Origin of the sequence: Paracoccus sp. PAR01, from assembly GCF_014851995.1 — a bacterium.
Classification (GTDB): Bacteria; Pseudomonadota; Alphaproteobacteria; order Rhodobacterales; family Rhodobacteraceae; genus Paracoccus; species Paracoccus litorisediminis.
In genome coordinates this window covers 46,957-70,832 of sequence record NZ_JACVAW010000008.1, presented here as the reverse complement: position 1 = coordinate 70,832, position 23,876 = coordinate 46,957, and the positions used below count along the sequence as shown (strand labels likewise).

20 protein-coding genes are annotated in these 23,876 nt (G+C 63.3%); 10 read left to right on the top strand and 10 right to left on the bottom strand.

Features of this window, described 5'->3' with window-relative positions; genetic code table 11:
• Window positions 1–196 precede the first annotated feature (196 nt).
• From IB235_RS13780 to IB235_RS13770, 3 genes are all read left to right on the top strand, one after another.
• Complete coding sequence (locus tag IB235_RS13780) at window positions 197–1,456, top strand: capsule biosynthesis protein (protein WP_192337287.1); 1,260 nt, start codon at window positions 197–199, stop codon at window positions 1,454–1,456.
• 172 nt (window positions 1,457–1,628) lie between these two features.
• Complete coding sequence (locus IB235_RS13775; protein WP_155039891.1) at window positions 1,629–2,732, top strand: polysaccharide biosynthesis/export family protein; 1,104 nt, start codon at window positions 1,629–1,631, stop codon at window positions 2,730–2,732.
• Window positions 2,733–2,736: 4 nt separating this feature from the next.
• Complete coding sequence (locus IB235_RS13770) at window positions 2,737–4,731, top strand: capsular polysaccharide biosynthesis protein (protein WP_192337211.1); 1,995 nt, start codon at window positions 2,737–2,739, stop codon at window positions 4,729–4,731.
• Here the strand turns inward: IB235_RS13770 and ribD are convergent.
• Together ribD and nrdR are read right to left on the bottom strand one after the other, a co-directional pair.
• Window positions 4,728–5,705, bottom strand: a complete 978-nt coding sequence (gene ribD / locus IB235_RS13765; protein ID WP_192337286.1) for a bifunctional diaminohydroxyphosphoribosylaminopyrimidine deaminase/5-amino-6-(5-phosphoribosylamino)uracil reductase RibD — start codon at window positions 5,703–5,705, stop codon at window positions 4,728–4,730. The two genes, IB235_RS13770 and ribD, sit on opposite strands and share 4 nt — an antisense overlap.
• A gap of 29 nt (window positions 5,706–5,734) precedes the next feature.
• Window positions 5,735–6,199 (bottom strand): transcriptional regulator NrdR, encoded by a 465-nt coding sequence (nrdR, locus tag IB235_RS13760; RefSeq protein ID WP_155039893.1) that lies wholly within the window; start codon window positions 6,197–6,199, stop codon window positions 5,735–5,737.
• Between the two features lie 207 nt (window positions 6,200–6,406).
• Between nrdR and IB235_RS13755 the strand changes: the two genes are divergently transcribed.
• Together IB235_RS13755 and IB235_RS13750 are read left to right on the top strand one after the other, a co-directional pair.
• Window positions 6,407–7,531 carry a TRAP transporter substrate-binding protein gene (locus IB235_RS13755; protein WP_155039894.1) on the top strand — a complete coding sequence of 375 codons (1,125 nt, stop codon included), beginning with the start codon at window positions 6,407–6,409 and terminating at the stop codon, window positions 7,529–7,531.
• Between the two features lie 116 nt (window positions 7,532–7,647).
• Window positions 7,648–8,745: a TRAP transporter substrate-binding protein gene (locus IB235_RS13750; protein WP_192337210.1), complete on the top strand. Its 1,098-nt coding sequence runs from the start codon at window positions 7,648–7,650 to the stop codon at window positions 8,743–8,745.
• Between the two features lie 57 nt (window positions 8,746–8,802).
• Here IB235_RS13750 and IB235_RS13745 read toward each other — a convergent pair whose 3' ends face one another.
• The 5 genes from IB235_RS13745 to cobU all read right to left on the bottom strand — a co-directional run bounded on the left by IB235_RS13745 (window position 8,803) and on the right by cobU (window position 13,624).
• Window positions 8,803–10,641, bottom strand: coding sequence for a TRAP transporter large permease subunit (locus IB235_RS13745; RefSeq protein WP_192337209.1), 1,839 nt, complete (start codon window positions 10,639–10,641; stop codon window positions 8,803–8,805).
• A complete protein-coding gene (locus IB235_RS13740) occupies window positions 10,638–11,261 on the bottom strand; it encodes a TRAP transporter small permease subunit (RefSeq protein ID WP_155039897.1) in 624 nt (207 codons plus the stop codon). The genes IB235_RS13745 and IB235_RS13740 overlap by 4 nt, the downstream gene beginning before the upstream one ends.
• A gap of 98 nt (window positions 11,262–11,359) precedes the next feature.
• Window positions 11,360–12,145 carry an adenosylcobinamide-GDP ribazoletransferase gene (gene cobS / locus IB235_RS13735; protein ID WP_192337208.1) on the bottom strand — a complete coding sequence of 262 codons (786 nt, stop codon included), beginning with the start codon at window positions 12,143–12,145 and terminating at the stop codon, window positions 11,360–11,362.
• Entirely contained in the window at window positions 12,138–13,094 is a 957-nt protein-coding gene (gene cobT, locus IB235_RS13730; RefSeq protein ID WP_192337207.1) for a nicotinate-nucleotide--dimethylbenzimidazole phosphoribosyltransferase, read from the bottom strand. Before cobT ends, cobS begins: the two co-directional genes overlap by 8 nt.
• Window positions 13,091–13,624, bottom strand: coding sequence for a bifunctional adenosylcobinamide kinase/adenosylcobinamide-phosphate guanylyltransferase (gene cobU / locus IB235_RS13725; RefSeq protein ID WP_225612316.1), 534 nt, complete (start codon window positions 13,622–13,624; stop codon window positions 13,091–13,093). Before cobU ends, cobT begins: the two co-directional genes overlap by 4 nt.
• Before the next feature lie 147 nt (window positions 13,625–13,771).
• Between cobU and IB235_RS13720 the strand changes: the two genes are divergently transcribed.
• The 5 genes from IB235_RS13720 to IB235_RS13700 all read left to right on the top strand — a co-directional run bounded on the left by IB235_RS13720 (window position 13,772) and on the right by IB235_RS13700 (window position 19,344).
• The gene (locus tag IB235_RS13720) at window positions 13,772–15,376 is read left to right on the top strand and encodes a peptide ABC transporter substrate-binding protein (RefSeq protein WP_192337206.1); all 1,605 of its coding nucleotides are present in this window, start codon (window positions 13,772–13,774) and stop codon (window positions 15,374–15,376) included.
• Window positions 15,377–15,448: 72 nt separating this feature from the next.
• A complete protein-coding gene (gene oppB, locus IB235_RS13715) occupies window positions 15,449–16,366 on the top strand; it encodes an oligopeptide ABC transporter permease OppB (RefSeq protein ID WP_155039901.1) in 918 nt (305 codons plus the stop codon).
• Window positions 16,367–16,369: 3 nt separating this feature from the next.
• Window positions 16,370–17,293 carry an ABC transporter permease subunit gene (locus IB235_RS13710; RefSeq protein ID WP_192337205.1) on the top strand — a complete coding sequence of 308 codons (924 nt, stop codon included), beginning with the start codon at window positions 16,370–16,372 and terminating at the stop codon, window positions 17,291–17,293.
• 1 nt (window position 17,294) lies between these two features.
• Entirely contained in the window at window positions 17,295–18,344 is a 1,050-nt protein-coding gene (locus tag IB235_RS13705) for an oligopeptide/dipeptide ABC transporter ATP-binding protein (RefSeq protein ID WP_192337204.1), read from the top strand.
• Entirely contained in the window at window positions 18,334–19,344 is a 1,011-nt protein-coding gene (locus IB235_RS13700; RefSeq protein WP_192337203.1) for an oligopeptide/dipeptide ABC transporter ATP-binding protein, read from the top strand. The genes IB235_RS13705 and IB235_RS13700 overlap by 11 nt, the downstream gene beginning before the upstream one ends.
• A 52-nt stretch (window positions 19,345–19,396) precedes the next feature.
• Here IB235_RS13700 and IB235_RS13695 read toward each other — a convergent pair whose 3' ends face one another.
• From IB235_RS13695 to acs, 3 genes are all read right to left on the bottom strand, one after another.
• Window positions 19,397–19,759, bottom strand: coding sequence for a response regulator transcription factor (locus IB235_RS13695; protein ID WP_155039905.1), 363 nt, complete (start codon window positions 19,757–19,759; stop codon window positions 19,397–19,399).
• Window positions 19,760–19,818: 59 nt separating this feature from the next.
• Complete coding sequence (locus IB235_RS13690) at window positions 19,819–21,606, bottom strand: MFS transporter (RefSeq protein WP_211595045.1); 1,788 nt, start codon at window positions 21,604–21,606, stop codon at window positions 19,819–19,821.
• A gap of 272 nt (window positions 21,607–21,878) precedes the next feature.
• Entirely contained in the window at window positions 21,879–23,834 is a 1,956-nt protein-coding gene (acs, locus tag IB235_RS13685; RefSeq protein ID WP_155039906.1) for an acetate--CoA ligase, read from the bottom strand.
• Window positions 23,835–23,876: the final 42 nt, after the last annotated feature.

Sequence of the window (23,876 nt, the reverse complement as noted above, 5' to 3'; positions counted from 1 at the left end):
TTGTCATGCATGGACTATCTTGATCTTTGCGCGACGCGTTATTTGCGATTTCTAAATTTTTCACAACTACAGGTCGTCTTGTTGCGATTCTTAAGTGTACCGTGGGAATGACGATGTGACCTTGCTTAGCCGAACGCCCGAGCCGTTATCCCCGGCCGCGCTTGCCTCACGGCCGGCCGATCAGCGCGTATTCCTGATGCTTCAGGGGCCGCATGGCCCGTTTTTCGATCAGCTTGCGGCGCAGCTGCGCAAGGCCGGGTCCAAGGTCTGGCGCGTCGGTTTCAACGCGGGCGACGAATATTTCTGGACCGTGCCCGAACGCTTCATCGCCCATACCGGCACGCCCGAGGAATGGCCCGCGCATCTGGAACGGATCATTCACGACAAGCGCGTGACCGATCTGGTGCTTTACGGCGATGTCCGTCCGGTCCATGCCGCCGCGCACGAAGTCTGCAAGCGTTACGGCATCGTCCTGCATGTGTTCGAGGAAGGCTATCTGCGCCCCTTCTGGATCACCTATGAACGCGGCGGCTCGAATGGGCATTCGGCACTGATGGACGTTCCGCTGCGCGACATGCGCAATGCCCTGCGCGGTCAGCTGGGCGAGGTTCGCCGTCCGCCCGCCCATTGGGGCGATATGCGACAGCACAAGTATTACGGCGCGCTTTACCATTTCTTCGTGCTGATCGCGAACCGCCGCTACACGGGCTATCGCACGCATCGCCAGATCGGCGTGTTCCGGGAATTCCGGCTGAACCTGCGTCGGCTGCTTCTGACGCCCTTTGACACCATCGCCCAGCGACGCGAGACGGCCAGCGTCCAGCGCGGCGGCTTTCCCTATGTCCTCGTTCTCATGCAGCTTGAGCACGACTCGAATTTCGTCGCCCATTCGCGCTATGGCAGCATGGCCGATTTCACCGATGAGACGCTGACCGAATTTGCCCGCTCGGCGCCGCGCCACCACCATATCGTCTTCAAGGCCCATCCGCTTGAGGATGGCCGTGGCGGCATCCGCGCCGCCGTCGCGCGCAAGGCCGCTGAACTGGGGATCACCGATCGCGTGCATTATGTCCGGGGCGGCAAACTGGCGCGGCTGCTGAATCAGGCGCGGGCGGCGGTGACGGTGAATTCGACCTCGGCCCAGCAGGCCTTGTGGCGCGGCCTGCCCGTCAAGGCGATGGGCCGCGCGGTCTATGACAAGGCGGGATTGGTTTCCCGCCAAAGCCTGTCCGAGTTTTTCGCCGATCCCGAACCGCCAAATGCCTGGGCCTATCGGCGTTTCCGAGATTTCCTGCTGGAAAGCAGCCAGGTTCCCGGCGGGTTTTATGCCGAGCGCTCGCGCGCCCATACCCTGCGCTTTGTCGTCGACATGATCCTTGCTGCCGAAGACCCATATCAGGCCCTGCTGGCCGGGCGCGGGAAATATCGGCAACAGATGGAGCATTATGCTCAATGAATGGTTGCGAATTGTTGGCAAACCACAAAAGCCTGATTTAATCTGGCCACAAAACATGTTTGGGCAAAGCCCAAAAAGGACGAGAGACAGGAGTAACAGCTTGACCACATTTGATTTTTCGCACAGCAGCGGCGGCGGAGCCATGCAAACGCGCCGCTCCTGGGGCGTCAGGATGGGTCAATTCGCACTGGTCGGAGCGGTTGTTTTCGTTTCTGCCTGCGGCCTGCCGCGCTCGGGCCCGACCCGTGGCCAGATTTATAGCGGCGATGTCGCCAAGGGTGGCTCGACCAATATCGTCAATGTCGACGACCGGGTGACGCGGGCAGCGAACTTTACGCCCGCCTATGGCTTCGGCGCAGATTTCCAGCGCGCCGGACAGGTCGGTGCGGATGAGGTGCGCCCCGGCGACGTGCTGGGTCTGTCGATCTGGGAAAACGTCGATGACGGGCTGCTGGCCTCGATGGGCTCCAGCTCGACCCAGCTGCAGCAACTGCAGGTCGACAGCAACGGCTATATCTTCGTGCCCTATGCCGGTCGCATCCGCGCGGCAGGCAACAGCCCCGATGAGCTGCGCCGCATCATCACCCAGAAGCTGGAAACCCAGACCCCCGATCCGCAGGTCATGGTGACCCGCGTCGCCGGCGATGGCGCGACCGTTTCGGTCATGGGCAAGGTCAACGGTCAGGGCGTCTTCCCGATCGAGCGCCCGACCCGCACCCTGTCGGCAATGCTGTCCAAGGCGGGCGGCGTCTCGATCGAGCCGGAAGTGGCGGTTGTCACCGTCAAGCGCGGCGGCGCCACCGGCAAGGTCTGGCTGCGTGACCTGTATTCCAGCTCGCGCAATGACATTGCCCTGCGCCCCGGCGACATCATTCTGGTCGAGGAAGACCAGCGCAGCTTCACCGCGCTAGGCGCGCTTGGCGGCCAGACCAAGGTTCCGCTGGGCAATGAAGAAATCAACGCGATCGAGGCCGTGGCCATGGTCGGCGGGCTTTCGACCTCGCTGGCCGATCCCAAGGGCGTCTTCATCCTGCGCGAAGAGCCGCAATCGGTCGCCCGCGCGGTGCTGGGCCGCTCGGATGTCTATGGATCGCAGCGCATCGCCTATGTGCTGGACCTGACCAAGCCCGACGGCATGTTCATGGCCCGCGACTTCCTGATCCGCGATGGCGACACCGTCTATGTTACCGAAGCGCCGATGGTTCAGTGGACCAAGACGCTCAACGTGATCCTTGCCCCGGTCAACCAGATCCGCACGACCGAAAGCGGGTTCTGAGTTCATGCCCGAAACGATCAAGGCCGCCGGAGATCTCCGGCGGCTTTTTGTTTTCAACGGCGGATTCTTTAGACAACCACGGCTGCGCCGCATCCTGACCCTGTCGGGATGGAAACCGGTGCTGGGCCTGCCCGGACCCGAAGACGTGATCGGGCTTTGGGGTGCCAGCCCCACCGCATGGCGCGGCGAGGCGATGGCACGGCGCAGCGGCGCGGGGGTGCTGCGGGTCGAGGATGCCTTTTTGCGCTCAATCCTGCCCGGACGCGCCCGTGGTCCGGTGGCCGGGCGCGGCCCGGTCGGGCTGATCATGGACCCGCTGGGCCTGCATTTTCGACCCGACCAGCCGTCGCTGATCGAAACGCTGATCCCCTCGCCCAAGGCGCAGGCCTGCAAGACTGAGGCCGCGCAGGCGATCGAACGCCTGATTGCGGCGGATCTGTCGAAATACAACGCGCATCTGCCGGATGCCGCCCTACCGCCGCCGGGCTATGTTCTGGTGATCGACCAGACCCGCGGGGACGCCTCGTTGCTGGGGGCCGGGCGCGCCGAGTTTCTGGCGATGCTCAATGCGGCGCGGGACGAAAATCCCGGCAGGCCGCTGGTCATTCGCAGCCATCCCGAAACCGCGGCGGGGCTGAGACCCGGACATTTCACCTCGGACGATCTGCGTGCGGGCGAAAGCATCTGCGACGGACCGGTTTCGCCATGGGCACTGCTGCGCGGTGCCGAGGCGGTCTATGTCATGTCATCGCAACTGGGGTATGAGGCGATGCTGGCGGGCCACGTCCCCCGCGTCTTTGGCCAACCGTTCTATGCGGGCTGGGGCCTGTCGCGGGATCAGCACCGCTTTCCCCGCCGCATGCCCGCCGAAATCACCCAGCTTTTCGCGGCCAGCCACCTGCTTGCGCCGACATGGTATGATCCCTGCGCCGACCGCCTGACCGATTTCGAAGGGGCGCTGCGCCAGATCGAGGCCGAGGCAAGGGCGTGGCGGCAGGACCATGCCGGGCATCTGGCCTATGGCATGCGACTGTGGAAGCGCCCGTTCCTGTCGCAGGTGTTCGGGGGCGGCAAAGGCGTGCGCTATACGAACCACCCCTTACCCAAGGTGACGCTGGCATGGGCAGGCAAGGCCGAGGGGTTGCCACAGGCAATCCGGGTCGAGGACGGATTCCTGCGCTCTCGCGGCTTGGGGGCCGAATTGGTGCCACCGCTATCTCTGGTCGCTGATGATCTGGGGATCTATTACGATCCCACCCGCGAAAGCCGGTTCGAGCGGATCATGGCCGAACCCCTGCCGCCCGGTGGTGCGGAACGTGCTGGGGCGCTTGGTCAGGCGCTGATCGCGGCAGGCGTTACGAAATACAACCTTGGCGGCGCGCTTCCGCCCCTGCCGCCCGGCCACCGCATCCTTGTGCCCGGACAGGTCGAGGATGACGCCTCGATCCGGCTGGGTGCGGGGCTTGAGCAGACGAACCTTGCCCTGCTGGAGCGGGTCCGGGCCGAGAACCCCGAAGCCGTGGTGATCTACAAACCGCATCCCGATGTCGAGGCTGGCTTGCGTCCCGGTCTGATCCCCGATGCCGATGTGGCGCGGCTGGCGGATGTTATCGCCCGCCACAGCAGCGCGGCCGAACTGATGGCCGCGGTGGATGAGGTCTGGACCATTACCTCGACCCTGGGATTCGAGGCTTTGCAGCGCGGCCTGAAGGTGACGACGCTGGGCGCGCCCTTCTACGCGGGCTGGGGCCTGACCCGCGATTTGGGGCAGATCCCGCAGCGCCGCCAGACTCGCGCCGATCTGAACCGCCTGATCCATGCCGCGCTGATCGCCTATCCGCGTTACCACGATCCGGTCAGCAACCTGCCCTGCCCGCCCGAGATCGCGCTGACACGCCTGTCCGACCCATCGCTGAAGCTGCGTGGCAGCCCGGCGCTGCGTGTGTTGGCCAAGGCGCAGGGCGTGCTCAGCAGCTATGCTTGGATCTGGCGGCGCTAGTCCCGCAGCCAGCGATGCATGACATCCGGCCCGATCCGCCGACATTCGACCAAGCGGAAGCGTGGCGCGTCGGCCAGATGCTGTAGCCCCATCGAGGCAATGCCGGGTCGCGCATCGCCACCCAGAACCAGCCCGGCGCTGTAGCCGATCAGTTGGTCGACCAGCCCTGCCCGCATCAGGCCGGCAGCCAGAACGCCGCCACCCTCACAGAACACCCGCGTCAGCCCGCGCGCGCCAAGCTCGGCCATGAACTCGGCGGGTTCGCCCGAGACCTGCCAGAGCGGCCCATGCTCCGGCCCCTCCGGCGGCATATCCGATATCTTCTGCCACGACACGACGATCCGCACTGGCTGACGGACCGTTCCCATACCACGCACGTTCAGCGCGGGTCGGTCGGCGCGGGCGGTGCCACCGCCGACCATGACCGCGTCATGGGTCAGGCGCAGGGCGTGGACATGGCGGCGCGCCTCGGGCCCGGTGATCCACTGGCTTTCACCCGAGGCCGTGGCAATACGCCCGTCAAAGCTGCTGCCCAGCTTCAGGGTCAGCATCGGACGGCCCTGCGTGATGCGGGTCAGGAAACCGCGCTGCTGCTGCCGCGCACGCGCTTCGGCCACGCCCTGAGTGACCTCAATCCCTGCCGTCTGTAGCATGGCGATGCCGCGCCCGGACACGCGGGGGTCGGGATCGGTCAGGGCCACGACGACGCGGGCCACACCGGCCGCGATCAGCGCCTCGGCGCAGGGCGGGGTCTTGCCGTGATGGGCGCAGGGTTCCAGCGTGACATAGGCGGTCGCGCCGCGTGCGGCATTACCCGCCTGTGCCAGCGCCATCGTCTCGGCATGCGGACGGCCCCCGGGCTGGGTCCAGCCCCGGCCAAGGACGCGCCCATCGCGGATGATGACGCAGCCAACGGCGGGATTGGGCCAGGTATTACCCAGCCCCCGCGTGGCCAATGCCAACGCATGGGCCATGTGGCGTTGGTCGGCGGGACGCAGGTCGATCACTCGTCGTTCGGCCCCGGACGCAGTTCCGAGACGAACTTGTCGAAATCGTCCGCCGCCTGGAAGTTTTTGTAAACGCTGGCAAAGCGCACATAGGCAACGGTGTCGATCCGGGCCAGAGTCTCCATCACGATCTCACCGATGACCTTCGAGGGGACGTCGGTATCGCCCATGCTTTCCAGCCGCCGCACGATGCCCGAGATCATCTGGTCGATGCGCTCGGGGTCGATGGGGCGCTTCTGCATGGCGATGCGGATCGAGCGCTCCAGCTTGGTGCGGTCGAAATCCTCGCGCCGCCCGCTTGACTTCACGACCACCAGATCGCGAAGCTGGACGCGCTCATAGGTGGTGAAGCGCCCGCCGCAGGCCGGGCAGAACCGGCGACGACGGATCGCGACATTGTCTTCGGCAGGACGCGAATCCTTCACCTGGGTGTCCACATTTCCGCAGAACGGACAGCGCATCCCTTGTCCTCTGATTTGCCCAAACCTCAGCCAGTATAGGCATAGCCAAACTGCTTGGGTAGCCCGCAGATTTGGCCACAAGATAGGCCAGACAGGAATTTTGCATGCGACACATTTTCCTGATCCGCACATCTCGACACAACGCGTCAGCCCGTGCAACATGCCCGCGTCAACCGCCAGGAGAGGTTGACCAACGCGGAGGAAAACATGAATAAAAACAGCAAATTTGACCGGCGCAGCTTTATGACCCGTGCCGCTGTCGGCGGTGCGACCGCCGCGGCCGGCGCCGCCCTCGCCGCTCCTGCAATCGCGCAGGAAATGCCGGAAGTGAGGTGGCGTCTGGCCTCGTCGTTCCCGAAATCGCTGGACACGATCTATGGCGGCGCGGAAGTGCTGTCGAAATACCTGTCGGAAGCGACCGGCGGCAAGTTCCAGATCCAGGTCTTCGCCGCCGGCGAGATCGTTCCCGGCCTGCAGGCGCAGGATGCCGTCACCGATGGCACGGTCGAAGCCTGCCACACCGTCGGCTATTACAGCTGGGGAAAGGACCCGACCTTTGCGCTTGGCGCGGCTGTGCCCTTCGCGCTGTCGGCGCGCGCCCATAACGCCTGGCAATATCATGGCGGCGGGATCGACCTGTATAACGAATTCCTGGCGACCTATAACATCTACGGCCTTCCGGGCGGCAATACCGGTGCCCAGATGGGTGGCTGGTTCCGCAAGGAAATCAACACCGTAGGCGACATGAAGGGCCTGAAGATCCGCGTCGGCGGCTTTGCCGGCAAGGTCATGGAGCGTCTGGGCGCCGTGCCCCAGCAGATCGCGGGCGGCGACATTTATCCGGCGCTGGAAAAAGGCACGATCGACGCCTCGGAATGGGTCGGCCCCTATGACGACCAGAAGCTGGGCTTCTACAAGGTCGCGCCTTACTACTACTATCCCGGCTGGTGGGAAGGTGGCCCGACGGTCCACTTCTTCTTCAACAAGGCGCAGTACGAGTCGCTGCCGGACCATTACAAATCGCTTTTGCACACTGCCGCGCAGGCAGCAGACGCGAACATGCTGCAGAAATACGACCACCTGAACCCGATCGCGCTGAAGGAACTGGTCGCCGCTGGCGCACAGCTTCGTCCCTTCAGCCAGGAAATTCTGGACGCCTGCTTCAAGGCCGCCAACGAGGTCTATGCCGAGTTGGACGCCTCGAACCCGGCCTTCAAGAAGATCTGGGACTCGCTCAAGGAGTCGCGCGCGAACTGGTATCTGTACAACCAGACCGCCGAATACACCTATGACACGTTCATGATGATCCAGCAGCGCAACAGCCTGCTGTAAGCATCTGTAAAAATGACGAAACGTCGCCGCGGGCCAGACCCTGCGGCGACGTTTTCACATCTTTTCCCGGAATGAACCCGCCGCTATCTTCGCCCCCATTCCGGAGGAGGAAATATATGGACAGACGTTCGTTCCTGCGCACTGGCGCAGTCGGTTCGGTTGCGGCCACGACCCTAGCCGCCCCTGCCATTGCGCAAGCCGCGCCCAAGGTGCAGTGGCGCATGACTTCGAGCTATCCGAAATCGCTGGATACAATCCACCAAGGCGCGGTGACGCTGGCGGAATATGTCCGCGGCATGACCGATGGTAATTTCGAGATTCAGGTCTTTGCCCCCGGCGAGATCGTGGGCGGTCTGCAAGCTGCCGATGCCGTGGCCGATGGCACGGTCGAGGCGGCGCATACCTCGTCCTATTACTATTGGGGCAAGGACCCGGTCTGGGCGCTGCCCACCGCCATCCCCTTTGGTCTGAACCCCCGCCAGCAGAACGCATGGTTCTATTACGGCGGTGGCAATGACATGATGAACGAATTCTATGCCACCCAGAACCTGTACGGCCTGCCCCTTGGCAATACCGGCGCGCAGATGGGCGGCTGGTATCGCAAGGAAATCAACACCGCCGAGGACCTCAAGGGCCTGAAAATGCGGATCGGCGGTTTCGCGGGCAAGATCATGGAGCGTCTGGACGTCGTGCCGCAGAACATCCCCGGCGGCGACATCTATGCGGCGCTGGAAAAGGGCACGATCGACGCGGTGGAATGGGTCGGCCCCTATGACGACGACAAGCTGGGCTTCGTCAAGGTCGCGCCCTATTACTACTATCCCGGCTGGTGGGAAGGCGGCGCGACGCTGCATGCCATGTTCAACCTGAAGGCATGGAACGACCTGCCGGAATCCTACCGCACCGCGCTGAAGGTCGCGTCTCAGGCCGTGACCTGCGACATGATGGCGAATTACGACTGGAAGAACCCCGACGCCCTGCTGCGTCTGGTCGGCGCGGGCGCGCAGCTGCGTCCGATGTCCGAGGCGATCATGGATGCCGGTTTCGCCGCCAGCCAGCAGGTCTATGCCGAGATCAGCGCCGAAAACCCGACCTTCAAGAAGATCTACGACTCGATTGCGGCGTTTCGGGGCAAGTCATTCCAGTATCAGCAGATCTCGGATTACACCTACGACACCTACATGATGATCCAGAAACAGAAGGGCAGCATCTAGGCCGCCCAAACACAGTGCAGGAAAAGAAAAGGCGGCCCGAAGGCCGCCTTTTGTCGTTCAGTTTGCCGGCGGGGTCGCCGGGGCGCTGAGCCCCGGAGGCGGACCCGATAGCGGATCGATCCCACCCGAAGCAGGGGCCGGGGTCGCAGGTGCCGGGGCCGTCGAGGGTGCCGGTGCGGGCGCGCCGAAATTCGGCACTCCACCCAGACCACCCGGCGCGGTGCCGGGGGCTGCGCCCGGTGCACCGAACGGATTGCCCAAGCCGCCGCCCAGACCGCCCAGACCGCCACCGGCCGGGATCTCGATCTTGACGTTCGATGTGTCGATCGGCGGCCCCTTGTAGTGCATGACCAGTCCGGGGAAGGCCATCACGATGCCAACCATCACCAGCTGGATGATCACGAAGGGAATGGCCCCGCGATAGATCTGCCCGGTGGTCACCGGATCCATCGTCTTGCCCGTGACCTTGTCCTGATAAGGTGCCTTGGGGGCCACCGAACGCAGGAAGAACAGCGAGAAGCCGAAGGGCGGGTGCATGAAGCTGGTCTGCATGTTGACGCCCAGAAGGACGCCGAACCAGATCAGGTCGATCCCCATCGCCTCGGCAGCCGGAGCCAACAGCGGAACGATGATGAAGGCCAGTTCAAAGAAGTCGAGGAAGAAGGCCAGCAGGAAGACCAGCACCGACACCGCGATCAGGAAGCCATATTCGCCCCCCGGCAGCGAGGTCAGCAGATGCTCGACCCAGATATGCCCGTTCACGCCATAGAAAGTCAGCGAGAAGACCCGCGCGCCGATCAGGATGAACATGACAAAGGCCGACAGCCGCGTCGTCGCCAGCAGCGCCCCGCGGATCACCTCAAGGTTGAGGCGACCTTTCAGACCTGCCAGAAGCAGCGCGCCGACCGCGCCCATTGCGCCGCCTTCGGTGGGCGTCGCGATGCCAAGGAAGATCGTGCCCAGAACAAGGAAGATCAGCGCCAGCGGCGGGATCAGCACGATGATGACCTGCTGCGCCAAGCGCGACATCAGGTTGACCTTCAGCGACTTGTCCAGCAGCGCCGCGACATAGATCACGATGATCGCCAGCGCAGGCGCAAGGATGTCGGCATCCTTGCCGTGGGTCGGATACATCCATTTGAAGGTCAGATAGCCCATCAGCCCAGTCGCGGCGAGCGCCACGAACAGCGAGGTCACGCCCGAACCCAGCGTGCGGGCCTCTTTCGGCAGCGCCGGCAGCAGATGCGGCCGCATGATCGACATGACAAAGATATAAGCCATGTAGAGGCCGGTCAGGACCAGACCGGGGATCAGCGCGCCCTTGTACATGTCGCCGACCGAACGGCCCAGCTGGTCGGCCAGAACGATCAGCACCAGCGACGGCGGAATGATCTGCGCCAATGTCCCCGAGGCCGCGATGGTCCCCGAGGCAATGCGCCGGTCATAGCCGTAACGCAGCATGATCGGCAGCGAGATCAGGCCCATGGCGATCACCGAGGCCGCGACGACCCCGGTCGTGGCCGCCAGCAGCGCGCCGACGATGATGACCGCATAGGCCAAACCGCCACGGATCGGGCCGAACAGCTGACCCACGGTGTCCAGCAGGTCCTCGGCCATGCCGGATTTCTCCAGCACGATGCCCATGAATGTAAAGAATGGAATGGCAAGTAATGTCTCGTTCGACATCACCCCCCATAGCCGCTCGGGCATCGCATTCAGCAGCGGCCAGCTGAGGTTGATCGATCCGCCCGAAAGCGGCGCGAGTTCAACACCGATGACAAAGAACAGCAGACCGTTCGCGGCCAGAGCGAAGGCGACCGGATAGCCGTAAAGCAGGAACAGGACCAGCGAGGCGAACATGATCGGAGCCATGTTCTGCGCAATGAACTCCATCATTTGCGGTTCTCCTCGCGGCCGGGTTCGTCTTCCAGCGCGGCTTCCATGTCGCGGGCCATCGCCTCGCCCTCAAGAGCGGCGGCGGCGTGGTGCGAAACGAAGGGGTTCGGATCGGGAATGATGCCGCGCATCACGGCGATCTTCTTAATGATTTCGGAAATGCCCTGAAAGAACAGCAGGATGAAACCGGCCAGCAGCATGGCCTTGGCCGGCCACAGGATCAGCCCGCCCGAGTTGGTCGAGACCTCGCCGCTGTGATAGCTGCGCATGACCCAGGGCGTCAGGTAATAGATCATCAGGGTGACGAAGGGCATCAGGAACAGGCAGTGGCCGATCAGGTCGATCCAGTGCTGACGGCGCCGCGACCACATCCCGTAGATGATGTCGATGCGGATATGCTCGTTTTCCTTCAGCGTGTAGGCCGCAGCGCCCAGAAAGGCCGCTCCGTAAAGATACCATTGCAGTTCAAGCCAAGCGTTCGAGGATACGTTCAACACCTTGCGGATGATGGCGTTGCCCGCGCTTACCAGAACTGCAACCAAGATCAGCCAGGTCACTGCCCTGCCGATGATGGTGTTGACGCGGTCAATGCCGCGTGACAGGCCCAAAAGGCCACCCATGCCAAAAACCTCCCCTTTTCAATCAGCCGCCCCTCCAAAGTGCGGCCCGCCGGTCTAACCGGTCTTCTATTTTCGTATGAAGGAACGCCAAAAGCCGGTCAAGCAGCGTGCGGCAATGCAGCAACCAGCAGGGCCAGAAGCGTGGCAAGCTCGCCCGTCTGTTGCAACGCACCCAGCACGTCGCCGGTCTGTCCGCCCAGCCTGCGATGGGCCTGACGGGCCAGCAGCGCCTGAGCGCCAAGGCAGGCAAGTGGGGGGGAAACGGCGGCCGCAAACGGAATGATTCCGGAAATAGTAAATATAAATAATGGTATGAACGATAAAGCTACGGCGGATACCGCAGCCTTGCCCGACGGCCTGCCCGCCGCGCGACCCAGACCGTCCTCGCGGGCGGGCGGCATCATCGCCAAGGCCACGCTCATGCCCGCGCGCGACAGCATCGCCGCCCCGATCAGGGCAATTGCCGCAAGAATGGGCGTTAGTCCCGTCAGTTGTGTCAGGCAAGCCGCGCGCAGCCCCAGAACCAGCAGCAGCGCCAGCACGCCATAGCTGCCGATGCGGGAATCGCGCATGATTTCAAGGCTGCGGGCGCGGGTCGCGCCACCACAGCCATCGGCGTAATCGGCCAACCCGTCCTCATGCAGGCCGCCAGTCAGCCAGACCTGCACGCCGATGGCCAGGATCGCGGCGATGGCGGCGGACAGGCCAAGGGCATCGGCCAGCAACAGGACCGCCGCAGCAGCCGTGCCGATCGCCAGCCCGGCCACGGGAAATGCCCATGCCGCCTGCGACAAGGGCACGGGTGGTTGCGGCAGGAACCGACCCAGCGGCAACCGCGTCAGCCAGACCAGCGCAGTTACCGCCTGAGGCCAAAGCCTAGCCAATGCCTGCCTCGGCAAAGGTCGCCATGCCGTTGTGGCATTCCAGCGCCGCGCGCAAGATCAGCAGCGCCACTGCCGCGCCCGAGCCCTCGCCCAGCCGCATGTCCAGCATGACCACCGGCTTTTTCTTCATCACGGCGATCAGGCGGCGATGGCCCGGCTCGGCGCTTTCATGGCCGATCAGGCAATGGTCCAGCGCCTGCGGATCATTGACCAGCAGAGTGCCCGCCGCAGCCGAGCAGATGAAGCCGTCAAGGATCACCGGGATGCCCAGTTCCCGCGCCCGGATCACCGCGCCACAGATCGCCGCCTGCTCACGCCCGCCATAGGAGCCAAGGATCGAGGCCGCCGTGGCCGCGCCCTTGTGACGATCCAGCCCGGCATTCACCGCGCGGATCTTGTTGGCCATGATATCATCATCTGCGCCGGTGCCCGGCCCGACCCAATCCTCGGCCCTGCCGCCGAAGGTCGCGGCGGCAAGGGCTGCGGCGACGGTAGAGTTGCCGATGCCCATTTCGCCCAGCAAGATCACGTCCGCCTCGGTGTCGACGGCGTTCTTGCCGATCTGGATCGCGGTCACCAGATCGGCAACCTCCATCGCCATGCCTTGGGTGAAATCCTGCGTGGGCTGATCCAGATCCAGCGGGATCACCGTCAGTTCGGCCCCGGCCAGACGGCATAGCTGGTTGATCGCAGCCCCACCTGCCTGAAAATTCGCGACCATCTGGGCGGTAACCTCGACCGGGAACGGGTTCACCCCCTGCGCGGTCACGCCGTGGTTTCCGGCAAAGACCAGCGCCTGCGCGCGCTCGATCCTGGGGCGTTCGGCGCCCTGCCAGCCCGCCATGAACACGGCCAGTTCCTCCAGCCGCCCCAGCGATCCGGGGGGCTTGGTCAGCTCGGCCTGACGCGAGCGGGCGGCCGCAGCGGCCAATTCATCGAATGGTTTCAAGGCGTCCCTCTTTGCGGTTTCAGTTGCAGGGGAAGACCGCTGACCGAGATCCAGACCTCGTCGGCAATTCCCGCAACCGCCTGGTTCATCCAGCCATGCTCGTCCCGGAAGCGGCGCGCAAGCGCATTGTCGGGAACGATGCCCAGCCCCAGCTCGTTCGTGACCAGAACTACCGGGCCCCGCTGTTTGCGCAACACATCGCCAAGGGCACGAATATGCGGGGCGGGATCGCCCGCCGCCAACAGATTCGACAGCCACAAGGTCAGGCAATCGACCAGTCGCACCGTCTGCCCGTCATCGCTGCGTTGAAGGGCACCGGGCAGGTCTACCGGTTCCTCGATCGTCTGCCAACCCTCGCCCCGACGGTCTTGATGCAGCCGGATACGCTGCGTCATTTCGTCATCCCAGGCCTCGGCCGTGGCGATGTAGACGCGCGGCCCCGAAAAGCGCGAAGCCATTGATTCCGCCAGCGCAGACTTTCCCGAACGGGCGCCTCCGGTGACCATGATGATGTGTTGGGCAGTTTCCATGCCTTGTATCATGCACAGCCGTGGCTGCGACAAAAGTCCGAAATCCTGCTTGCTGTCAGACAGATTTCGCGCAACAGATTACGCATTCGCGCGCGGGTGGAGGACCCCGACATACGCGCCAAGAACATACTCAGAGAGGTGAAATCCATGAATCGTCTGCTTCTGACCACGGCCCTGACACTGGGTCTGGCTGTGCCCGCGCTGGCCGTCACGCCCGCCCCCGGCGAAAAGCTTGCCGCCAACCAGACCTACACTTTCTGGCTGCTCGACGCGATCAAGACCACCGACCCGCACAAGAACTCGGATGTCGAAGGCTCGGACGTGATCCGCCAGCTGTTCGAAGGCCTGTTGAACGAGGACGCCAAGGGCGCCCCGATTCCGGGCGTCGCGACCAAGTTCGATCTGTCCGACGACAAGCTGACCTATACCTTCCACCTGCGCCCCGAGGCAAAATGGTCGAATGGCGATCCGGTCACCGCGAATGACTTCGTCTACAGCTGGCGTCGTCTGGCCGATCCGGCTACCGCCTCGGAATATGCGTGGTTCATGGAGCTGATGAACGTCGAAAACGCACCTGCCGTGGTCAAGGGCGAGAAGAAGCCCGAAGAACTGGGCATCAAGGCCATCGACGACCACACGCTGGAAGTCAAACTGACCGCGCCGACCCCCTATTTCCCGAAAATGGTCACGCATAGCTCGACCTTCCCGGTGCCGCAGAAGGTCGTCGAGGCCGAGGGCGACAACTGGACCCAAGCTGGCAAGCTGGTCGGCAACGGTGCCTTCACCCTGACCAGCCACGATCTGGGCGTCCAGATCAGCATGGACAAGAACCCGAACTACTGGGACGCGGCGAATGTCGTCATGGAGCACATCAAGGGCCTGACGGTGAACGACAACAACGTCGCCCTGACCCGCTACAAGGCCGGCGAGCTTGATCGCGTGCAGATCCCGGCCGGCCAGTATCCGAGCCTGGAAAAGGAATTCCCCGATCAGGCGATCTCGATTCCCTATTCCTGCTCGTATGGCTATCTGTTCAACCTGTCTGACAAGGGCCCCGAAGCGCTGAAGGATGTCCGCGTCCGCAAGGCGCTGTCCTATGCGATGCAGCGCGACGTGGTCGTCGACAAGATCCTGCAAGGTGGCCAGAAACCGTCCTACAACTGGACCCATTGGGCGATCGAAGGCTTCCAGATGCCGGAAATCGACTATGCCGCATGGACCCAGGCAGAGCGCATGGAAAAAGCCAAGGCCCTGCTGGCCGAGGCTGGCTACGGCCCCGACAAGCCGCTGAAGCTGACGCTGCAATACAATACCGACGAAAACCACAAGAAGATCGCCGTGGCAGCCCAGCAGTTCTACAAGCAGCTTGGCGTCCAGATCGAGCTGAACAACGTCGAATGGAAGGTCCATACCGACCGCCTGCAATCGCAGGATTTCGAAATGGCCCGCTACGCATGGTGCGCGGACTATAACGAGGCGTCGACCTTCCTCGATTATTTCCGCTCGACCGGCATGAACTACGGTAAGTTCAACAATGCCGAGTTCGACAAGCTGCTGGACGAGTCGAAAACCTCGGCCGATCCGAATGTTCAGTACACCGCGGCTGAAAAGATCATCGCCGAGGAAATGCCGCTGGTCCCGATCTATCAGTACGCCAAGGTCGACATGATCAGCGACGCGATCAAGGGCCTGCCGACCGAGAACGTCATGAACGACTGGCTCGCCAAAGACATCTACCGGATCGAAAAGTAACCTTTTGGCGGCGGCCCCCGTTGCGGGGCCGCCCTGCCGAAACTGTCCGGCACCTTACGCGGGAACCTGAACATGTTCGGATTCATCCTTCGGCGGCTCGCTGTCGCCATTCCGACGTTGCTATTGCTCATCGTCCTTTCCTTCCTGCTGATGCATGCGGCCCCCGGCGGCCCCTTCACGCAGGAACGCGCCCTGCCCCCGCAGATCATCGCGAACCTCAATGCGAAATACGGTCTGGATGAGCCCTTGTGGCGCCAGATCATCAATTACGTCTGGGGCATCGTCGCGCATTTCGATTTCGGGCCTAGCTTCGTCTATCCCGACCGCACGGTGAACCAGATCATCGCAGCCGGTTTCCCGGTCACGCTGACCTATGGCGGCATCGCCTTTGTCGCGGCAGTGCTGGTCGGCGTTTCACTGGGCGTCTCGGCTGCCATCCGGCAGAACAGCTGGGTCGATTATCTGGCCGTCGGCACCTCGATCGGCGCGCAGGTGCTGCCGAACTTCGTCATGGCCCCGATCCTTGTGCTGGTCTTCACGCTGTGGCTGGGCTGGTTGCCCGGTGGCGGCTGGGGCGGGCCGATTTACTGGATCATGCCGGTCGTGGCGCTTTCGACCAGCTTCATGGCCTCGATCGCGCGGATCACGCGCTCATCGATGCTTGAGGTGCTGGGGTCGAACCATATCCGTACCGCCCGCGCCAAGGGCCTGTCGGAAAGCAAGGTCATCCTGCGCCACGCGCTGAAACCGGCGCTGCTGCCGGTGATCAGCTATCTTGGCCCGGCATTTGTGACGATGATCACCGGCTCGGTCGTGGTCGACATGTATTTCTCGACCGGCGGCATCGGGCGCAGCTTCGTCGATTCAGCGCTGAACCGCGACTATGCGGTGATGATGGGGATCACCATCCTTGTCGGTGCGCTGACCATCCTCTTCAGCCTCGTGGTGGACGTGCTTTACGCATGGATCGACCCCAAGATCAGGTACTGAGCCATGATCGACACTCAACAAATGCAATCCCTTGCCGCGCGCATGACCGAGGCCGAGGTCAAGGGCCGCAGCCCCTGGGCCGATGCCCGCCGCCGCTTCCGCAGGAACAAGGCGGCGATGGTCAGCCTTGTCATCCTGATCCTTGTCGCGCTGTTCGCGATCTTCGGCAATTCGCTGGCCGGATGGTCCAACGAGGAAATGGATTTCGAGGTCATGGGCAATGCCGCCACGATGGGCATGCCCAGCTTTGCCAATGGCCACTATTTCGGAACCGACGATCTGGGGCGCGACCTGTTCTCGCGCACCGTGCAGGGCACGCAGGTCAGCCTGATGGTCGGGCTGATCGGCGCGGGCATCGCGGTGATCGTCGGCACGCTTTACGGCGCGACTGCCGGTTATGTCGGCGGCCGGACGGATGCGATCATGATGCGCGTCGTCGATATCCTGCTGGCCATTCCCTATATGTTTGTGCTGATCCTGCTGCTGGTGATCTTTGGCCGCTCGATGTCCATGCTGTTTCTGGGCATTGGGCTGATCTCATGGCTGGAAATGTCCAGAATCGTTCGAGGTCAAACCCTTAGCCTCAAGAACCGAGAATTCATCGAGGCCGCGCGCGCCACCGGCGTCCCGGGCTGGAAGATCATCATCCGCCATATCGTCCCGAACCTTCTGGGCGTCGTCGCGGTCTATGCGACGCTGCTGGTGCCGCTGATGATCCTTTCGGAAAGCTTCATCAGCTTCCTCGGTCTTGGCGTGCAGGAGCCCCTGACCTCTTGGGGCGCGCTGATTTCCGAAGGTGCGGGCACGATGAATTACGGCACGCTTTGGCAGCTGATCTTCCCGCTGTTCTTCTTCTGCATCACGCTTTTCGCCTTCTTCTTCGTCGGCGACGGCTTGCGTGACGCCCTTGACCCGAAGGATCGCTGAGATGAGCCTTTTGCAAATCCGCGACCTGAACGTGCGCTTTGCCACCACCGATGGCGAAGTCTCGGCGGTCAATGGGATCAATCTGGACGTGGCCCGTGGTGAGACGTTGGGCATCGTCGGCGAATCCGGCTCGGGCAAATCGCAGCTGGCCTTCTCGATCATGGGACTGCTTGCGCGGAATGGCCGGGCCAATGGCTCGGTCCGTTTCGACGGGGCCGAGATCCTGAACGCCCCGGCACCCCTTCTGAACAAGATCCGGGCCGAGCGTATCGCCATGGTCTTCCAGGACCCGATGACCAGCCTGAACCCCTATATGCGGGTCTCGGACCAGATGGCCGAGGTCCTGATGCTGCATAAGGGCATGGGCAAGGCGCAGGCCGTGGCGGAATCCGCCCGGATGCTGGACGCGGTGAAAATCCCCGATGCCAAGGGCCGTATCCGGCTGTATCCGCATGAGTTTTCGGGCGGGATGCGGCAGCGGGTGATTATCGCCATGGCGCTGCTGTGCCGCCCCGATCTGCTGATTGCCGATGAGCCGACGACCGCTTTGGACGTGACCGTTCAGGCCCAGATCATGGAGCTGATGGCCGATCTGCAACGCGAGTTCGGCATGGCGATGATCCTGATCACCCATGATCTGGGCGTTGTCGCCGGTTCCTGCGAACGCGTCATGGTCATGTATGGCGGGCGCATCATGGAGCGCGCTCCGGTCGATCCGATCTTTGCCGATCCGGCCCATCCCTATACCCAAGGGTTGCTGGCGGCGATCCCGCGCGTGGACCAGAAGGGCGATCAGCTGTCGGCCATTCCCGGCAGCCCGCCCAACATGACCCATCCGCCAGCGGGCTGCCCCTTCGCCCCGCGTTGTGCCTATGTCATGCCGGTCTGCGGTCAGACGATGCCACCACTGGATGCCTTCGCGCCGGGGCGCGAGCGGGCCTGCTATGCCTCGCTGGATGTGGTCCGCAAGGGCCATGCGCCGCAGCCCGACCTGCCCGAACCCGCCGCCGCCGATCTGGACGAGATGCAGGAGAGCGCCCATGACCACTAAGCCCCTGATCTCGGCGCGCGATCTGCGCGTGACCTTTGAGCTGCCCTCGGGCGGGATGCCGTGGACGCCGCCGCGCCATCTGCATGCGGTGGGTGGGGTCGATTTCGACCTGATGCCGGGCGAGACCTTGGGCATCGTCGGGGAATCCGGTTCCGGGAAATCGACGCTGGCCCGGGCGCTGATCGGGCTGGTTCCGGCCACCGGTCAGGCGACATGGCAGGACGGCACCAACCTGATCGGCCTTAGCCCTCGCAAGATGCTGAAATACCGCAGCGAGATCCAGATGGTCTTCCAGGACCCGCTGGCGAGCCTGAACCCGCGCATGACCGTGGGCCAGATCATCGCGGAACCGCTGACCACCCATCACAAGGGCCTCAGCCGCGATGAGGTCAAGCGCCGCGTCAAGGACATGATGGATCGCGTCGGCCTGCTGCCGAACCAGATCAACCGTTACCCCCATGAGTTCAGCGGCGGGCAGTGCCAGCGTATCGGCATCGCCCGCGCGCTGATCGTGCAGCCGAAGCTGGTGATCTGCGATGAGCCGGTCTCGGCTTTGGACGTTTCGATTCAGGCGCAGGTCATCAACCTGCTGGCCGAATTGCAGCGCGATCTGGGGCTGGCGCTGATCTTCATCGCGCATGACCTGTCGGTGGTGAAGCATATCAGCGACCGCGTGCTGGTCATGTATCTGGGCCGGGTGATGGAACTGGCACAGGCGGAATCGCTTTATGCCGATCCGCGCCACCCCTATACGCAGGCTTTGCTGTCAGCGGTTCCAATCCCTGATCCGCAGCTTGAGCGTCAAAAGCGGATGATCCCGCTGAAGGGCGAGCTACCCTCGCCGATGAACCCGCCCTCGGGCTGCGTTTTCCGCACCCGCTGCCCCCGCGCGCAGGAATTGTGTGCCCGCGAGCGGCCCGTGCTGGAAGGCGGCGCGCATCTGTGCGCCTGCCACTTCCCCGGCAAGCTGATGCCTGAGGAGTTGGCTAAAAGCGCCTGATATGAAATGCGAAACGCCCCCAGATGGGGGCGTTTTCACATCTGCGCAGTGATCAGGCCAGAAGCCGCGCCATCTCGGCCCGCAGCTCGGCCAGCTCGAACGGCTTGGCGATAAACCCATCGGCGCCCAGTTCCAGCCCGCGCTTGCGCTCGACCACCGAGCCGCGCGCCGTCATCATCAGCACGCGCACGTCACGCAAGCCGGGATCGGCGCGGACTTCCTCGACGATCTGATAGCCGGAAATGTCGGGCAGCATGATGTCCAGCAGGACAAGGTCGGGACGGTTGCGGCGGATTTCCTCGACCGCGCCCGAACCGCTGGCCAGCCGCTTATGGGCATGGCCCGCGCGGCCCAGCAAAAATTCCAACGCGACGGCGATATTGTCCTCGTCCTCGACAATCAGGATATTCGCCATCGTCTCACCTTTGGGCAGGGATGCCGGGCCCGGATGAACCGGGCCCGACGATGCACGGATCAATCCGCGAAGATGTCTTTCTTATGCGTGTTGTTCGGCACGAAGATCGTCCCGATCACCACGGTCATCACCGCGACGACGATCGCGTACCAAAGACCGGCATAGATGTTGCCAGACTGCGCCGAGATCGCGAAGGCGGTCGCGGGAAGCAGGCCCCCGAACCAGCCGTTGCCGATATGGTAGGGCAGCGACAGGCCGGAGTAGCGGATGCGGGTCGGGAACAGTTCGACCAGCATGGCCGCAATCGGGCCATAAACCATCGTCACGAGGATGATCAGATAGGTCAGGATCGCCACGATCTTCAGCTTCTGCGCGGTGAAGATGTCGAAGAAGTTGTTGGCCTTGGCGACGGTCGTATTGGCATCGGCGACCAGCGGATAGCCCGCGGCCTTCAGTGCCTCATTCACGGCTTTCTCGAAGGCCGTTTTCGCGGCGGCCAGTTCCGGGCCGGCCAACGCGCTTGCGTCATAGGACGGGATCACCGTGTCGCCGATTTTGATCTCGGCACCCGCGGCGGGCGTGCCCGCGACGGTCGTGTAATTCACCGAGGACTTCGCCAGCGTCGCCTTGGCGATATCGCAGGGCGAGGTGAACTTGGCGGTTCCGGTCGGGTTGAACTGGAACGAGCAGGTCGACAGATCGGTCGTGACCGTGACCGGGGTCTGCTGCGCGGCATAAAGCGCCGGGTTGGCAGTCTGGGTCAGGGCGTGGAAGACCGGGAAGTAGGTGATCGCGGCTAGAAGGCAGCCGCCCAGAATGATCGGCTTACGCCCGATCCGGTCCGAGAGCGAGCCGAAGAACAGGAAGCCGCCGGTGCCGAGGATCAGCGACCAGGCCACAAAGACGTTGGCCGAGAAGCTGTCCACCTTGATCACGTTCTGGATGAAGAACAGCGCGTAGAACTGACCCGAATACCAGACCACGGCTTGACCGGCGGTCAGGCCCAGCAGGGCGATCAGGGCGATCTTGCCGTTTTTCCAGGTACCGAAGGCCTCTTTCAGCGGGGCTTTCGACTGGGCACCCTCTTCCTTCATCTTCTTGAAGGCCGGGCTTTCGTTCATCTGCAGGCGGATATACAGCGAAATCGCCAGCAGGAAGATCGAGCCAAGGAACGGAATCCGCCAGCCCCAAAGATCAAAGGCCTTGATCATCTTGGGCGTGCCATCGGCATTCATCACCGCAGCACCCGCCGCGTCCAGAACCGGGGTCGGTTCCCAGTTGCCGTTGACATAGCCCTGCACCAGCAGGATCACGATCAGCGACAGCAGCAGGCCCAGCGTGGCCGTGGTCTGGATGAACGAGGTGAAATAGCCGCGTTGGTTCGCGGGGGCGTGTTCGGCCACATAGACCGCGGCACCGCCATATTCACCGCCAAGCGCCAGACCCTGAGCCATTCGCAGTGCGATCAGGATGATCGGCGCAGCAACGCCCCAGCTGCTATATCCGGGCAGCAGGCCGACCAGGAAGGTCGAGAAGCCCATGATCAGGATGGTGGCAAGGAAGGTGTATTTCCGCCCGATCAGGTCGCCCATCGCGCCAAAGACCAGCGCACCGAAGGGGCGAACGATGAACCCCGCAGCAAAGGCCAGCAGCGCAAAGACGTTGCGCGTGGCTTCCGGGAACGAGGTGAAGAACTGCGCGCCGATGATCGCCGCGAGCGAACCGTAAAGGTAGAAATCATACCATTCAAAGATGGTCCCCGCCGAAGAAGCAAGAATGACCTTCTTCTCTTCCGCGGTCATCGGGCGGGAACGCGTCCCCGCCACTTCCGTCTGGTTATATGCCATAAGGCTCCTCCCCTGTAGCCAGCTTGAAGCTGGCGGTTGTCGGGGCAAGCCGGGTCCCGCGCCCGCAAACGCAAGTTTGCAGGTTCAGCGAAAGGTCCAGCCTTCCCCGATGCTTGAAATCCGCCCTTATCCGGGCGGCCTTCCAAATTTCCCTGTCCGGAAACCTCCCATCCGGGCCGGGCCTTCTGGTGGTGACGCGCCGTTCTGGCGCGTCGGCCGGTCTGTTAACCGGCGGGGCGCAGCGGGTTATGGCCTCCGCTGCGCCGCAGTCATCAAGCCCGGTTCATCCGGTTCTCGATCAGTTCGTCGACGACGGCGGGTTCGGCCAGCGTCGAGATGTCGCCAAGGCTGCCATAGTCGTTCTCGGCGATCTTGCGCAGGATGCGGCGCATGATCTTGCCCGAACGGGTCTTGGGCAGGCCGGGGGCCCATTGGATCAGGTCGGGCTTGGCGATGGGGCCGATTTCGGTGCGGACCCAGCTTTCCAGCTCGCGCTTCAGATCGTCGCTGGGATCGACGCCGTTCATCAACGTGACATAGGCGTAGATGCCCTGCCCCTTCAGATGATGCGGATAGCCGACGACGGCAGCCTCGGCGACCTTCTCATGGGCGACGAGGGCGGATTCGACCTCGGCCGTGCCCATGCGGTGGCCGGAAACGTTGATCACGTCATCGACGCGCCCGGTGATCCAGTAATAGCCATCCTCATCGCGGCGGCAGCCATCGCCGGTGAAGTAATAGCCGGGATATTGCTGGAAATAGGCCTCCATGAAGCGTTCATGATCGCCCCATAGCGTCCGCATCTGGCCCGGCCAGCTGTCGGCAATCGCCAGAACACCTTCGACGCCATTGCCGGTCTGGATGGCGCCAGACGCGGCATCCAGAATCTCGGGTTTTACGCCAAAGAAAGGCAGCGTCGCCGAGCCCGGCTTGGTCTCGATCGCGCCGGGGATCGAGGTGATCATGTGGCCGCCGGTCTCGGTCTGCCACCAGGTATCGACGATCGGGCAGCGGCCCTTGCCGACATGCTTGTCGTACCAGACCCATGCCTCCGGGTTGATCGGCTCACCCACGGTGCCAAGGACGCGCAGGCTGGACAGGTCGTGCTTGTCCACCCATTCCGGCCCCTGCCCCATCAGCGAACGGATGGCCGTCGGCGCGGTATAGAATTGCGTGACCTTGTGGCGGTCGCAGACATCCCAGAAACGCCCGGCATCGGGGAAGTTCGGCACGCCCTCAAACATCAGCGTGGTCGCGCCATTGGCCAGCGGGCCATAGACGATGTAGCTGTGACCCGTGACCCAGCCCACATCCGCGGTGCACCAGAAGATGTCGCCTTCCTTGTAGTCGAAGACGTATTGATGCGTCATAGAGGCATAGACCATGTAGCCGCCGGTCGTATGCACGACCCCCTTGGGCTTTCCGGTCGAACCCGAGGTGTACAGAATGAACAGCGGGTCCTCGGCATTCATCGGGCGCGGCGGGCAGTCGGGGCTGACCTCGGACATCAGCTTCAGCACGTCGACATCGCGGCCGTCGATCCAGGTGGTCTGGTCGCCGGTATGCTTGACGACAAGGCAGCGCACCCGGTCCGAGCAATGCAGCAGCGCCGCATCGGTATTCGATTTCAGCGCCGTGCGACGGCCGCCACGCGGCGCGGTATCGGCGGTAATGACCAGTTTCGCGCCGCAATCGTTGATGCGGTTCGCCAGCGCATCAGGCGAGAAGCCCGCGAAAACGATGGAATGGATCGCGCCGATCCGCGCGCAGGCCAGCATCGCATAGGCGGCCTCGGGGATCATCGGCATGTAGATCACGACGCGGTCGCCGCGCATCACGCCCTGGCTCAACAGCACATTGGCGAAGCGGTTCACCTTTTCCGACAGCTCGGCATAGGTGATGTGGCGCGCGGGCGTCGCCGGGTCGTCGGGCTCAAAGATAATGGCGGTCTGGCTGGCACGGGCCGGCAGATGACGGTCGATGCAGTTCACCGAGGCGTTCAGAATGCCGTCCTCGAACCACTTGATCGAGACCTTGCCCATCGAGAAATCGGTGTTCTTGACGATGCTGTAGGGGTGAATCCAGTCGATCCGCTTGCCCTCGCGGCCCCAGAAACCTTCCGGATCAGAGATCGATTCGGCGTAAAGGCGCTGGTAATCGGCCGGCTTCAGCAGGGCATCCTCGAAACCTGATGGAATCGGGTGTTTGGCTGTATTTTCAACGGACATTGCGGACCTCCTCCATTCCTTCACCGAAGCCTGTCGGGCGCG

Excerpts from the sequence above, each read along its gene's own strand:
- IB235_RS13740 (WP_155039897.1), bottom strand. The coding sequence starts at position 11,261 with ATGGGTGGCCTTTTGGGCCTGTCACGCGGCATTGACCGCGTCAACACC.
- oppB (WP_155039901.1), top strand. The coding sequence starts at position 15,449 with ATGTTCGGATTCATCCTTCGGCGGCTCGCTGTCGCCATTCCGACGTTG.
- IB235_RS13770 (WP_192337211.1), top strand. The coding sequence starts at position 2,737 with ATGCCCGAAACGATCAAGGCCGCCGGAGATCTCCGGCGGCTTTTTGTT.
- IB235_RS13705 (WP_192337204.1), top strand. The coding sequence starts at position 17,295 with ATGAGCCTTTTGCAAATCCGCGACCTGAACGTGCGCTTTGCCACCACC.
- IB235_RS13695 (WP_155039905.1), bottom strand. The coding sequence starts at position 19,759 with ATGGCGAATATCCTGATTGTCGAGGACGAGGACAATATCGCCGTCGCG.
- IB235_RS13690 (WP_211595045.1), bottom strand. The coding sequence starts at position 21,606 with ATGGCATATAACCAGACGGAAGTGGCGGGGACGCGTTCCCGCCCGATG.
- IB235_RS13720 (WP_192337206.1), top strand. The coding sequence starts at position 13,772 with ATGAATCGTCTGCTTCTGACCACGGCCCTGACACTGGGTCTGGCTGTG.
- acs (WP_155039906.1), bottom strand. The coding sequence starts at position 23,834 with ATGTCCGTTGAAAATACAGCCAAACACCCGATTCCATCAGGTTTCGAG.
- IB235_RS13745 (WP_192337209.1), bottom strand. The coding sequence starts at position 10,641 with ATGATGGAGTTCATTGCGCAGAACATGGCTCCGATCATGTTCGCCTCG.
- IB235_RS13700 (WP_192337203.1), top strand. The coding sequence starts at position 18,334 with ATGACCACTAAGCCCCTGATCTCGGCGCGCGATCTGCGCGTGACCTTT.
- IB235_RS13750 (WP_192337210.1), top strand. The coding sequence starts at position 7,648 with ATGGACAGACGTTCGTTCCTGCGCACTGGCGCAGTCGGTTCGGTTGCG.
- nrdR (WP_155039893.1), bottom strand. The coding sequence starts at position 6,199 with ATGCGCTGTCCGTTCTGCGGAAATGTGGACACCCAGGTGAAGGATTCG.
- IB235_RS13710 (WP_192337205.1), top strand. The coding sequence starts at position 16,370 with ATGATCGACACTCAACAAATGCAATCCCTTGCCGCGCGCATGACCGAG.
- IB235_RS13780 (WP_192337287.1), top strand. The coding sequence starts at position 197 with ATGCTTCAGGGGCCGCATGGCCCGTTTTTCGATCAGCTTGCGGCGCAG.
- ribD (WP_192337286.1), bottom strand. The coding sequence starts at position 5,705 with ATGGCCCATGCGTTGGCATTGGCCACGCGGGGGCTGGGTAATACCTGG.
- IB235_RS13755 (WP_155039894.1), top strand. The coding sequence starts at position 6,407 with ATGAATAAAAACAGCAAATTTGACCGGCGCAGCTTTATGACCCGTGCC.
- IB235_RS13775 (WP_155039891.1), top strand. The coding sequence starts at position 1,629 with ATGGGTCAATTCGCACTGGTCGGAGCGGTTGTTTTCGTTTCTGCCTGC.
- cobU (WP_225612316.1), bottom strand. The coding sequence starts at position 13,624 with ATGGAAACTGCCCAACACATCATCATGGTCACCGGAGGCGCCCGTTCG.